Origin of the sequence: Ruminococcus sp. RTP21358st1_G6_RTP21358_211008 (assembly GCF_040908885.1) — a bacterium.
In the GTDB taxonomy this organism is placed as follows: domain Bacteria; phylum Bacillota; class Clostridia; order Lachnospirales; family Lachnospiraceae; genus Blautia_A; species Blautia_A faecis.
Genome location: NZ_JBDGDM010000009.1, coordinates 42,672 through 56,517 on the forward strand (window position 1 = coordinate 42,672; position 13,846 = coordinate 56,517).

At 42.3% G+C, this 13,846-nt stretch carries 7 protein-coding genes; 1 reads left to right on the forward strand and 6 read right to left on the reverse strand.

Annotated elements, in window-relative coordinates; translation table 11 throughout:
* Window positions 1-5,418, reverse strand: a 5,418-nt coding sequence (locus tag AB5Z12_RS05150) for a Cna B-type domain-containing protein (RefSeq protein ID WP_368368575.1), incomplete at its 3' end; no start/stop codon positions are given.
* A 525-nt stretch (window positions 5,419-5,943) separates the two neighbouring features.
* Here AB5Z12_RS05150 and AB5Z12_RS05155 point away from each other — a divergent pair.
* Window positions 5,944-7,455 carry a hypothetical protein gene (locus AB5Z12_RS05155; protein ID WP_148462335.1) on the forward strand — a complete coding sequence of 504 codons (1,512 nt, stop codon included), beginning with the start codon at window positions 5,944-5,946 and terminating at the stop codon, window positions 7,453-7,455.
* Window positions 7,456-7,509: 54 nt separating this feature from the next.
* On the opposite strand, the gene AB5Z12_RS05160 is transcribed toward AB5Z12_RS05155, so the two are convergent.
* From AB5Z12_RS05160 to AB5Z12_RS05180, 5 genes are all read right to left on the reverse strand, one after another.
* Window positions 7,510-8,103: a DUF6553 family protein gene (locus AB5Z12_RS05160; RefSeq protein WP_118578660.1), complete on the reverse strand. Its 594-nt coding sequence runs from the start codon at window positions 8,101-8,103 to the stop codon at window positions 7,510-7,512.
* 11 nt (window positions 8,104-8,114) lie between these two features.
* The gene (gene glf / locus AB5Z12_RS05165) at window positions 8,115-9,230 is read right to left on the reverse strand and encodes a UDP-galactopyranose mutase (protein WP_148462337.1); all 1,116 of its coding nucleotides are present in this window, start codon (window positions 9,228-9,230) and stop codon (window positions 8,115-8,117) included.
* Window positions 9,231-9,461: 231 nt separating this feature from the next.
* Entirely contained in the window at window positions 9,462-10,997 is a 1,536-nt protein-coding gene (gene putP / locus AB5Z12_RS05170) for a sodium/proline symporter PutP (protein WP_173735380.1), read from the reverse strand.
* A 154-nt stretch (window positions 10,998-11,151) separates the two neighbouring features.
* A complete protein-coding gene (locus AB5Z12_RS05175) occupies window positions 11,152-11,697 on the reverse strand; it encodes a DUF5662 family protein (protein ID WP_148462446.1) in 546 nt (181 codons plus the stop codon).
* Window positions 11,675-13,777 (reverse strand): Type II secretory pathway, pullulanase PulA and related glycosidase, encoded by a 2,103-nt coding sequence (locus AB5Z12_RS05180; RefSeq protein WP_173735381.1) that lies wholly within the window; start codon window positions 13,775-13,777, stop codon window positions 11,675-11,677. The genes AB5Z12_RS05175 and AB5Z12_RS05180 overlap by 23 nt, the downstream gene beginning before the upstream one ends.
* Window positions 13,778-13,846: the final 69 nt, after the last annotated feature.

Consider the following 13,846-nt stretch of genomic DNA (forward strand, 5'->3'; position numbering starts at 1 on the left):
TGCATACAGCTGGACTTCTACTTCTCCCACTCGTTTTCCGTCCTGGTTGTTGCTGTCGTCCCAGCTCTTGCTTACCGGAATGTTTACCTTATCTGGCGTATGCTGATTGGTTACCACATAACCTTCTTCTGCATTTCCGCTTACGCTTGCTGTATAACCGTCCACATTTGTGGTTTCAACTACGGTATACTTGATCTCCTGTCCCTTCTTATATTTATCCAGTTCTATGAAGGTTCCCTTCCAGCCATTACCTTCATTCAGTTTCAGGACTTTTCCTGCTACTGCGCATCCATCTGCATACAGCTGGACTTCTACTTCTCCCACTCGTTTTCCGTCCTGGTTGTTGCTGTCGTCCCAGCTCTTGCTTACCGGAATGTTTACCATCTCTGGTGTACGTTTATTCGTAACTACAAATCCCTTAGTTGCATCTCCTGTAACATCAGGTTTCGGATAATAATTCACTTCAATTTCCTTAATTCCATAGGAAATTAAATCACCGGCACTATCAAATTTGTCAAGTTTACTAAATTCACCCTTCCAATCATTATCAGCAGTAAGTTCTAACGTCGTCTTTGTTTCCGTTCCATTTTTTATTAATACTACTGTAATTTTAGATGGTCTGAATCCTTCTTTATTATTAGCATCATCCCAACGCTTTTCTACTGGAATACTTATTTTTTCAGTAAGATCCTTTTCGTCTGAAACATAAATATATCCACCATTGCTTCCCAATGCTTTTGATTCATCAAAACCTGTTGGTTTGTATGATACACTACTGCTTGCCTCTTTCAAGTAAATATAAATTGGTTCAGATGCACATTTATAATTATTTGGCGCTTTAATTTCTGTTAAACGGTATGCATAGTTATATTTCATAACAATTTTACCGTTAATCTCTTCCCCAAGCTGGACAACACCATTTTTATCAGTTGTATAATTTTCACCGACTGTTACCCATTTAGTTCCATTATATTTTTCCAGCTTGTAAACTGCTCCCTCTAAGAAAAGCGCAGCATTTTGAGAATCTCGTTTTACTAATGTAAGCATTGTACTCTCTGTGTTTGCAATTACATCGCTTCCCTGATCTTTCAGCTGAGTAGACACTGTGGATGTCCATTTCTTATTTGCTTCTCCTGAAACAACTGCTGTATTAGAAATCAAATAGTCCTTTCGACTAATATTTTTGTACTCAAACAAATATTTATATTCCAAAATACATGCAGTTTTATCTGGAACACTTGCTACTAAAGTACAAATTCCATTTGCATCTGTTACTGAAATCCATCCTCCATTAGGAGTTATATCCTCTCCTTTAGATCCATCCGCATTTCTTCGATAAAGTTTTGCAGAACCTGGAATTAAAGAAATTCCCTTTATGTCATTTACATGATCTGTATAATTTAACGTATCTGTAACAGTCAAATTATTTCCGTCCAGCACCTCTTCACCAGCAGGGTTAATTGTAACAGCATAACTAATTGTATTAGTATCATCATGATAGCCTGCAGAAGATTTACTTACTTTACTCATTTCTACAGTCGCTGTTGCAGAAGAAGAATCACTTTTTCCGCCTGATGATACGGTACCATTATTGGTTATAACACAATCATTTCGATCAGTAAGACCCACACTGTTCAGATCATAATCAATTGCATAATAAAGTACAAGTTTAGGTCTCTCGCCATACGGAGCAAACCAATTGCCATTACTATGAATACCAATAGCATCCTTATCAACGGTTATTGTAAAAGATCCTGTTTTTGATTCGGTGACATCCATTCTACTCGCTGCATAATAATCAAAGCCTAAATTACCAAATACTCCTCGCAAATTATCAGCTTCTGTAGTATCCGATAGATACCGAACAATAATGCCCTTCCTTGAGTTATTTGAGTCGCATTCTTTCCCATCGTATTTCCAGTCTGAAGTAACTAATGTACCATAATTCGGAAACACATCCTCATAAACAATATTCTCAGTTAAACTTTCTGTATCAATTACAACACGATAATATATTCTTATCTTTTTACTATTATCACAGCTATAAAATGCATCCTTTACAGAACCATCCTCTGTTAAATTTTCCTTGTCAACTTTTGGACCGGTTGACTCTTTAGAATATAATCCTTTTCCTTTATCTGTCGTTTGCTTTCCGTCCTGCGTAAATTTAGCCTCATTAACAAACTCTTTCTTCTCTCCAGCTTTTAAATTTCCTACATAACCAGTTGAAGAATAACTAAGACTAATCTGTTTCACCTCAGAATAAGAAATTGCTTTATTAAATGTAATTTTAAATCCCTTGAAATAATTCGCATTATTTTCAGTTTGAATATAAGTAATTATATAATCGCTCTTATTTATTCCTGTTACCGTCATGCTATCTAATTGTTCTTTTGTAAACCAACTGCCTAATTTAGGTTCAGAACCGCTCCATGGGTTTTCCAGATAATCTTCAAAATAAGAACCCACTTTTATTCCATCAGCAGGAATTGTTATAGAAGTTGTCCATGCCAGATTAACTGCATCAGAATCCTTATTCTCAGTTACAATAGCATCATCCTTTGTTACTATTGGTTTAATGGCATCAACATCTTTTTTGGATTCTCCTTTATTTTCCCCTCCTTTTTCAATATTAGCCGTATTATTATATTTAACATAATAATTATTATCATCTGGTACCATGGTAGAATATTCAATTTTTATAAAATCTCTAATTGTATATAATTCAGTCACCTTACCGGCAGCATCTTCCATACATGGTTTTCCATTACTATCAGTATAAAATTTTATAGGTAACTTTACATCATCTACCAGCTTAACATCCAGCCATCCAGTTTTCTGAATCGTAACCTTTGCTATAATATCAGCATTCTGCTGAATGTCATTTTGTAATAATATATCACTAACTTCATATCCTTCAAGGCTAGCAAAATTATTATTTACCTCAATAGTCCAATTTACCTTATTGTTTTCAGCATCATAATTTCCATTTTTATTTAAATTAGGAATACCATAATAAATTGTCGGCTCTGATGAGTGCTCATCTTTAACTTTTTCAGTTACCTTGGCATACGCTGTATTTTTTCCATTTGCTGTAAAATTGCTTTCGGTAAATCCACTTTCTTCTACCTGATACGTAATTTCATAAGATTCACCAGCATTAAGCGCTGGCAATTTTCCAGACACTGCAATGGAATCCGCTTTAAGCAATTCATCACCTGAAACCTTCAGATAATTTTCCGACGTAACATTTATACCATCAGGTGCTGTATTTGTTTTTTTCTTAACAGACAAGGAATCTGATTTAACCTTACGACTTGTACCTTTTGCATCACTCTTTAATTGATCTTTAAAGTCAATTTCATCCCCAGTGCCATGTGGTGAAGAAACTGTTACTGTATAAGTCCATGTAATCTTTCCATCATCGCCTTGAACTCCAGTTCCTTTTTTATCAACTACAACATCTTTATAATCTTTGCTTGTATAATTAACCTCCGGATTGCTTTTGGCTTCTACTTCTATTAAATCCTCCAGTTTTCCTGATGGATTCGTCTTTGCTTTTGCAGTATTATTCTCTGAAAACTTGCCATTTACTGGTTCATTGAATTTTTCCGTAATTTTATACGTAATAGTATAAAATTCACCTACTGATAAACAAGGCAATGTTCCTGATATAGTTTTATTTTCCGTAGATATAGTTAAACAATCCGATGCTACACTAACAAGTGGATCATTACATTCTATAGTTAAACTGCTCCAACTAAGATTCGCGTCTGAAGACCATTTTTCCAGTTTATCTACAAAATCAATTGATTTTACCGTTCCTGTAGGAGATGACACTTTAACTGTGTATGTATACGTAATCTCATTATTCTCATAATTTACTACAGGTACTTCAGCAACTTTCTTTATTTCCAACTGTTCTTTTTTAATTACGCGAATTGTAACATTATTTTCAACCTTATCATTAAACTTTAATGTTACATCTCCAGTAGTAGTTATGTCTGTGCAATCTAAATATGCCCAACAGGTAAAATTGCCTCCAACTGCTGTTCCATGACCTAATTTGTCCTTATCAAATTCCATACTGACAAATCCGTCGGTTGTTATTCTATAATTTCCAATAACTTCGTTACTACCATTTTTTATCGTACCAGACGTCGGTTCTTCAAGTTTAATTTTGTCCTGTTCAGGAATCTGATATTCCACTTTCCAGCCATGCTTTTCAAGTTCATCTACTGGAATATTTCCAAAATATCCAACTAAATTAAATGATTCAGTTCTTTTACTTTCTGTAGTCGTCTCTGTAAGAGATGTAATAGTCTGCTGGTTAGCATCCTGTATTATTACATTAGTAATATAAGCATCTAACTTTAATGCATTTTCACTGTTTCCTTCGCCTCCAGATGTTTCAACATCATAAGTCGTCACGCCACCCACAATTGAAAAACTATCCTGCGTAAAACCCATAGAGGTGATCTCGCCGTCTGCGTTTGTGTTTACGTATTCGGTTACAACTTCGGCCTGTCCATCATTGTCCAGGTGGACAACATTTTTATTTACGACGTCGCCGTCAACGGTGCTTTCCTGAATTTTCTTGAAGCTCATATCTACTTTTACATTTCCGCTTTCAGGTTCAATTCTGCTTCCGTCGGCGGTCAGGAAATATACATCGTAAAGTACGTACTCAGCTTCCGTATTCTCAGCGTCCAGTCCCAACTGGCTGCTCAGCTGGCTGTTGAATGCTGCTACTGCTGCATTGTAGCGATCGGTGCCAGGTGCGATGTAGTCAGCTTTGATTTCTGCATCCTGTTGAAGGTTTGCATCTTCCGGAGCTGTTGCTGTAATCACTACACGACTGTCTTCGTATCTGAAAGAAGTCTTCGGTGCTTCTGTCGGAGTCGGTGTCTCACTTGGGGACGCGCTGACTTCCGGTGTCGGAGTTGCAGTTGCCTCGGCAGCTGGTGTTGCTGTAGCTTCCGGTGCTGCAGGAGCTTCCGTCACTTCTGCTGCTGGTGCCGCTGTAGGCTCTGTTGCAGGTGTTTCTGTCGGAGCTGCTGCAGGCGCCTCTGTTGGCTGCTCTGCTGGTGCTTCTGTCGGCTGCTCTGCTGGTGCTTCCGTCGGCTGCTCTGTTGGCGCTTCTGTTGGCTGCTCGGCAGGTGCTTCCGTTGGCTCCTGAGCTTGTTCCGCAGCAGGAGTTTCCTGCATTTGCTGAGGTTCTTCCTGTTTCTCAGCAACCGGTTCCGTTCCCTCTGTTGCGTATGCTTCTGCTTCGCTTTCAGACGGAGTCGGTGTTGCCGTCGCGTCCTCAACGTAGGTATCGTCTGTTGCCAGAACAGTCAGACTGGACTGCTGGAATATCATAGATACCGCCAAAAGTATGGCAAAAAACGATTTCAGCCTTGAATTCTTTTTCATGTTACAACCTCCTTTTTAAGATCGGGTTTTCCTTTTTTCAGTGTGGTTTTGCAGGCAGAAGTAGCCCAAAATCCATTTTCATCATCATATCACACTGATTTTAAAGGAGCAATAATTTATAATCACCTGAAAAATCCCTGTTTTCTGCCGTTTCACTAAGAAATCTGGCACGATTCGGTCTTCATTTTCGTATTTTTATAATGTGTATTTTGGTGTACTGTAGTTATTTTCGACTTTTAATTGAAAAAAGCACACAAATTCTTATTTTTTCTGCTTTCACAGGGCAAAAAAGCTACATGTTTACTCCATTTTCCCCTGTCTGAATTTCAGCATATTGCACAATTTCACGCCCTGTTTTCTAAACTATATTCGCTCCGATTTTCGTATTTACTCATGGTGTATCTTGATGTACATTCTTTCGTGTGGTATAATAACTGCCAGAAAACCAATGCACTTATACAATTGGCAAACAAGGATTACGCACCATCTTCATTTTCAAATGATAAAGCATACAGGAGGACCCCTATGTTTCTCAAAAAGACCCCTAAGGCAAAGGGAACTTACCTTGCCATCACCGAATCCTACTATGATAAAGAGAAGAAAGCCACTCGTCAGAAAACCATTATGGGGTTGGGATATCTGGAAGATTTAAAGAAGGATTACCCGGATCCCATCAGCCATTTCGAGAAGGTTGTCGCTGATATGAACCAGGAACGAGAAGCCAAAAAGAACTCTGTGGTATATGTTGACCTTACTACTGCTCTCTCACCGGGAGAACACTCTCTGAAAAATGTAGGCTACGGCATTCTGAAATACCTTTATAAGGAGCTTCAGCTGGACATTTTCTGGCGTACCAGGACCTGGAATCTATCTCTCTCCTATAATATAGAAGAACTTTTCCGATATATGGTCATTTCCCGTGCGCTTTACCCAAATTGCACCTGGAATGAAGCTATTGAAAAAGGAATCTACTTCGAAGAATCCGGAAGCATCTCAGACGAAGACCTGGATTCTGCCTTTCATGTTATCGTGAAACTGCAAAAAGATCTGCAGAAGTGGATTTATGAGCATTCCGGCAGCATCCTTTCCAGAGATACCACTTCTGCTTTTTTGGATCACACCAGCTATAATTTTTCCATTCCGGGAAGCATGCCCTCTGACACGCAGCCCAATGCCAAACGTACAGATTCCACCCTTCACCTGGATCTTCTCACGGACAGAAATGGAATTCCCATTGCATATGACCTGTCTACCAGTGGTACTGTGTTGAACCAGTCTGTTTTTAATGCCGTAAAGCAATTAAAGAGAGAGAATCCCAGAACCCGCTTTTATAATACTGCACCTGTGCGTCCGGAGGAGGAGCCTTTTATTTGCAATGGAGTTCCAGCAGACGGATATATTTATGGTCTGCCGGTACATACTGCGAATGCAGAATTTAAGGATTGGGTACTGAAGGATGGTTATCAGGAAATGAAAATTCTGAATGAAAAGCATCAGACTATCCCTCTTCTTTATAAAGAGCGGATTTTTGAGGATAGGGAAAAACAATTTGTATACTACCATGAGCTTCAGGCCAGACAGCAGCGCCTTGCCAGGGAGTCTTCCGGAAGGCGTACCGGATTGAAGCTGGACGGATATACTGCCATTGCTACTGATAATCTGGAGGTGGATAATCTTGCCCCTTATCGTCTTTTCAGCGGACTTCGTCATATGGAGAAAATTTTCCTTGATTCCAAAAGCCAGTATGACTCCTCTGCTACCTTCATCTGGACACCGGATAAGATCAATGCCCATTTTGTGATTGGGTTTGTGTCCTTTACCTTAATGCGTATGCTGCAGGCGAAGCTTGATTTCCAGTTTTCCATGGAACAGATTGGGATTTCTTTGCAGCGGTATAATTGTGTACAGATTGCAGGTAATATTTATCAGTTTACCTATTATGATGTGATTCTGGATGCATGTGAGAAGGCGCTGGAACTGGAGCTGCATAATAAATACCGCAGCCAGCTCCAGATTCGGAGACTGCTGCGGTATTAAGGACTTTATAATTTTATATCTTTTTATACATGTCAGGCTTTTTCGCCTGACATGTTATCTGTCTGCTCCCAGGCTTCCCTCTCCTGGAAAATGCAGTTCGTACATTTCCCGGGCGGCGCGGGTGACGATTCCAAGCTCTTCTTCCATCTTCAATGTCTGCGGAAGCACCACGGCAGTATCATAAATATCCGCTTTCAGCTTGTCCTTGGCACGCTCACTGCTCATTTTCATAATTCCAAACAGCGTGCTGTTATAAGCCTTATCAGACTCACTAAGCTCCATATACGTCTTCACCATATGGCAGCACTCCCTGTAAAGAAGCTCTTCATAATCCTTACCCTTGGCGCAGATTTCCTGGAATTTCATTTTATTCAGCTGTTTCATGATCTCCTTACGTCCGCCGCGGACTCCCATAAAGCGCTTGCCGCTGTCCTTATTAAACTCCATCAGCATCCACAGTGCGATCAAACCGTCAGCCCGGGTATCACCGCCAAGCTCAGACGGATCCTGATAACGGATGTCCCAAAGCTCCCTGCGGATCTGATTCAGCTCCGGCTCCTCTCCTGCCTCAATTGACATATTCAAAAGTGCCAGACGTCTGGCCGGGTCCGATTCTCTGTAGTATTGTGTAATAGTCGGGGTATCCATAGTATTCTCCTTTATACTTCTTCGTAGGTCAGCTCGGTCTCAGCCATATTAAGAGCTTCCTCGATTACTTTATCCATATCCATATAGCGGTACATGCCCAGTCGTCCGCCGAAGAGTACATTCTTCTCTTCTAATGCACGGCGCTCATACTTGTCAAAGAGCTCGTCATTCTTCGGATCATTAATGGGATAATACGGCTCTTTTCCCTTCTCCCATGCTGCCGGATATTCTCTTGTGATAACAGTCTTCGGCTGTGTCCCAAATTCGAAGTGCTTATGCTCAATAATACGGGTATATGGCACTTCATAATCGGTATAGTTCACAACCGCATTTCCCTGATAGTTCCCCATATCAAGCACTTCTGTCTCAAAACGCAGGGAACGGTACTCCAGCTCACCATAGCAGTAATCGTAAAATTCATCGATCATACCGGTAAAAAGGATCTTATCTGCCTGTGCAGTGAGCTCTTCTCTGTTTGCAAAGAAATCCGTCTTCAGGCAAACCTGGACACCCTCCAGAAGCTTCTTGATAATGCGGGTATAGCCGCCCTTCGGAATACCCTGATAGGGATCCTTAAAATAGTTATTATCATAGGTATAACGAAGAGGAAGTCTCTTGATAATAAAGGACGGAAGGTCCTTACACTCTCTTCCCCACTGCTTGCGGGTATAGCCCTCTACCAGCTTCTCATACACATCCTGTCCCACCAGCGCCAGCGCCTGCTCTTCCAGGTTCTTCGGGTGTGTGATGTGCATGCGGCTGATCTGCTCCTGAATCTTCGCCTTCGCCTCTGCCGGAGTCCGAACTCCCCAGAGCTGGTGGAATGTATTCATATTAAACGGAAGATTATACAGTTCATCCTTATACACAGCAATAGGTGAATTTACAAAGTGGTTAAATTCTGTAAACTGGTTCACATAGTCCCAGATTTCCTTCTTAGAGGTATGGAAAATATGTGCGCCATACTTGTGGACCTGGATGCCTTCTACTTCCTCTGTGTAAATATTACCGCCGATATGATCACGCTTGTCGATCACCAGGCAGGTCTTGCCCTTCTTAGTAGCTTCGTGAGCGAATACAGCTCCAAAAAGTCCGGCTCCTACAATTAAATAATCATATTTTTTCATCTTGTGTTGCCCCTTTCTGTTATGGGAATGCAGATTTATTACGTCCGTTTTCTGCCAGACACTGATATACAATGTCTTTCATTCCCGGATAAAGATGTTATTATTATAACAAATTTTCAGAAAAAAAGGTAGCCCTTTCCATATAAGGACTACCTTTTTTATAAAACTTTCTTAATGGTCGCATCGCAACCTATAACACGCATCACAATGCACAACGATCATACAACCGCATTATTTCGCAGCAACTCTGTCAAACTCATCTGTGATTTCTTTGGATGGAGCCTTCGTCACAAGGCTGACGATCACGATCATCACCAGACTGAGCAGGAAACCAACTGCCAGGGAATAAAGTCCGGTATAGGTTCCCAGTGTCTGTCCTCCAACTAATGGAATATAGTCCCAGATAATAACGGTAAGTCCGCCAGTCACCATACCTGCAATGGCACCTGGAAGATTGGTTCTTCTCCAGAACAGGGACATTACCACGATCGGTCCAAATGCAGAACCAAGTCCTGCCCATGCATTGGAAACCAGTCCCATAATACTGCTGTCCGGATTCCATGCAATGACAAATGCAATCACTGCGATCACAATAACCGTGATGCGGCTTACTTTCAGAATTTCCTCTGTATCAGCATCCTTCTTGACAAAGCTGTGATACAAGTCCTCTGATACTGCAGAAGCCGTTACCAGAAGCTGGGAATCCGCTGTGGACATGATCGCTGCAAGGATTCCGCAGAGGAACAGTCCACCGATAAAGGGAAGCGCAAGCTCTGAGGTAAACACCTTGCGGATCATCTCAATAAATACGCTCTCAGAAGAAGCAGCTCCGTTCTCCCCAAGAATAACAGGAAGCAGATAAGCTCTTCCGATCACAGCGATTGCAAATGCAGCTGTCAGGGAAAGAAGATCCCATACAATGGCAATCGCCCAGGATTTTTTCAGTTCCTTCTCGTTCTTAACTGCCATAAATCTTACCAGTACGTGAGGCATTCCACAGTATCCAAAGCCCCATGCCAGCTGGGAAAAGATCTCTATAAAGGTATATGGTCTGTCTCCATTCATAAATGGGTTCAGATAAGCACCTGCACCGCCGGTCACGCCGCTCTGGGAGATCAGGTCTGTAAGATTGCCTGGAAGCAGGAAATATGCCACCAGCGGAACTACAAGCAGTCCGATAAGCATCAGGGTTCCCTGTACAAAGTCTGTTACACAGACCGCCATAAAGCCGCCCATGAAAGTATAGCAAAGAATAACCGCTGCTCCAATGGCAAGTGCTATGTGATAATCAAGTCCAAATACGGTATTGAACAGCTTACCGCCTGCTGCCAGCGCAGAAGCTGTATACACCAGGAAAAAGATTACGATTACCACTGATGAGATCAGAAGTAGGATCTTTTTCTTATCACGGTAACGGTTCTCGAAAAATGCCGGGATGGTCATGGAATTGTTTGCTGCGATGGTGTATTTACGAAGTCTTCCGGAAATACAAACCCAGTTGAGAACAGTTCCGATAAAAAGTCCTACCGCGATCCAGATCTGTCCGGATCCAAAGGAATAAATAGCTCCGGGAAGACCCATCAGAAGCCATCCGCTCATATCAGAAGCCTGTGCTGAAAGGGCTGCCACCCATCCGTTCAGTCCTCGTCCTCCAAGGAAATAATCCTCTGAGCTGGAGGTCTTTTTCATGTAAACCGCGCCGATGACGATCATCATGGCAAGGTAAAACACAAAAGCAATCAGAATTATCACTGTTGTACCACTCAATTTTTTCTCCTCCTCTGTTATAAAATCTGCCGTCCCCAAATCATCCGGACAGCAAAATAACATATTTCATACTTTACCACAGAAGAGTATGAAAGTGCAAGTGATATTATATATTTTTTTGAAAGTATGCGTTTTATAAACACAGAATATGAAACTACTTCTCTTTCCCTTTCAGATAAACATGCTTAATATACCACAAAGCCTTTTCTTCCCCTTTGTCATTGAGGATCCGAAGCAGCCCCTCTAACTCTTTTTTGGTCTGGGGATGTACAAACCACAGCTTCGGCTTGCTTTTCAGAAAATATTCCAGCGGCTTGTGATTGTCATATGCGTCCCCAAGATACGTCCTGGAGGCACTGATCCGGTCCATCACCATCTCTGCCACATATCTGCGAGGCATTTTCGCCCCCATGATCACATGCTCCGGATCATTTATGGAATAATCCACCCAATGCTCATAATGATGCTTATTGCGCCCTTTATGATGAAGCCAGGCGGTAGACACGCCAGTAGCCTCACGTTCTGCGTTATTTGGACTTCTGTTTCCCTGATAATATTTGCAGCCCACCAGAAATTCCGATGGAGTATATTTGGAAAGGTCATGGAGAAGCCCTTGCTTGTAAAGTCCGATTCGGAAGCAATAGTGCATGACCATCAGCTTATGCTTTGTGATTGTTTTAAAGTGAAGCCATGGATGCATTGTCACCGGACCTCCTTTCCTTATTCTCAGCTTCTGTCACAGTATTGTCTGAAGCTGCAGTTTTCTTCGCTTTTGCGACTGGCAGTTTTTCATTCTTTTTTCCTTTGCCAGTATGCTTTCTTTCAGGCTCCGGTTTCTTCACACCCTGAAGTACAACCACTGTACGCGGTCCCACCTCCACGGCTCTTTCATAGACCTGGCCATTTTCCCCATAAAATCCATCACAGGTCAGATCTCCGGTATCCATCACTTTCTTCCACTCCATCCCCTCTGGCAGATTAGGAAGCGCGATATTCCTGGTTTCCCAGTGAAAATTATAGCCTGTATAAAGGAAATCATCCTCACTTCCGTCCGGCAGCTTTGCATATGCCCCGCACAGCATCATGCCGATCATGCGGCTGGTATTTTCCATGTTGCAGAACCATGCACGTTCCCCATGAAAAGACATATCCGGGAATCCCTTGCCAAGGTAATCTGCTTCTTTCATGCTCTCACTCATATGAAGGACAGGATGAGCCTTCCGAAGTGCAACTGCCTTTTTTACAAAGGCGAGCATACTGGCATTTCGCCGCAGTCCCCGCCAGTCAATCCAGCCAATGGGATTATCCTGACAGTAAGCATTGTTATTTCCCTCCTGGGAATTGCCGATCTCATCACCGCCATAGATCATGGGCACTCCCTGGGAAAACAGCAGCATGGCAAAAGCAGCACGCATCTGGCGCTCCCTCATCTGACGGATCCACTGCTTCCTGCTTGGTCCTTCAATACCGCAATTCCAGGAATAATTATAGCTGCAGCCGTCGTTATTGCCTTCCCCATTTGCCTCATTGTGCTTATAATTGTAGGAAACAAGGTCATTTAAAGTAAAACCGTCCTGGCAGGTGATATAATTGATCACTCCATGGTCATCCGGGTTATGACGGATGCGGTACTGCACAGCCGGAACCATATCCTCATCGCTTTTCAGGAATCTGCGCATATCCTGCAAAAAGCCCAGATTATATTCCGCAAAGCAACGCTTTCCTGATCTGCGGTTCTTATAAAGAGCAGCCGTATCCATTCCTTCTGCCATGATCTTCGTCCCTGCAAGCAGGCCGTCCTTCATGATCAGGTCAAGAGGTGCCCCTTCTCCCAGAATATGAAAGCCGTCCACATGATAATTCTGTTTCCAGAACTGCACTGCACGAAGTGCCATTAAAGGATTAACTTCTGCCGGAAAATACATTTCCATGATACAGCCAATCCCTGCTTTGTGAAAAGCCCTGATCATGTCACAAAATTCCCTGTGGGGATCCCGGGTAGCGCAATAAGCACTCTTTGGCGCGAAATAAAGACCATTTCCATATCCCCAGTAATTTACCTCGTCCTTTTTCCCCTTCTGGGAAACCAGACCGTCTGGCTCCTTTGGCGGAACCACCTCCATAAATTCATAGGCCGGCATAAGCTCTACTGTATTAATGCCAAGCTCCTGCCAGTATGGGATCATCTGTACCAGACCGGAAAAAGTGCCCCGAAGTCCTGCCGGCAGCTTAGCCTGCCTGGTATATCCACGGACATGTACTTTATAGAGGATCATATCTCCAAAGTCTGTTTCCGGTGCTTTCTCATCCCCCCAGTCATAACCATTGCCTGACCAGAAGCCGCATCGCACCTTGTGGGGATCCTCCTCCCACGCTGCCCCAAAGTGCTCTCTTCCGCTGATTCTGCTGGCACAGGGATCCAGATAGATTTCCCCGTTTATCTTAAAATTGTATTCCAGATTGGTTACATTTAATTTTTTCATAAAGACAGAAAAAATCCGTCCTGTACGATATTTTTCATCCAGAAGAAGTTCATAAAAGGGCTCTCTTCCCCTCTTCCTGTAAAGAAGCAGGTAAACCTCAGAATCCTCTTCCGCTTCCACTGCAAAATTATATCCATCTGCCATCTGGGTTACCCCAAGTAAAAGAGGATAACCGTATGTCACAACCACGCTCTTATTTCCCGGTATTGGCACTTTATAAGCCCTCCTGTCTTTGTCTGCTGTCTCGTCTGTAGCCATTTTTGTACACAGAGCACGTTTCCCAAAAGGAATCTGCATAATGCAATCTTTCTTATGAAATAAAATCATCCGATGCTATCTGTTTATCCCCAGATCCTGCCATACAGG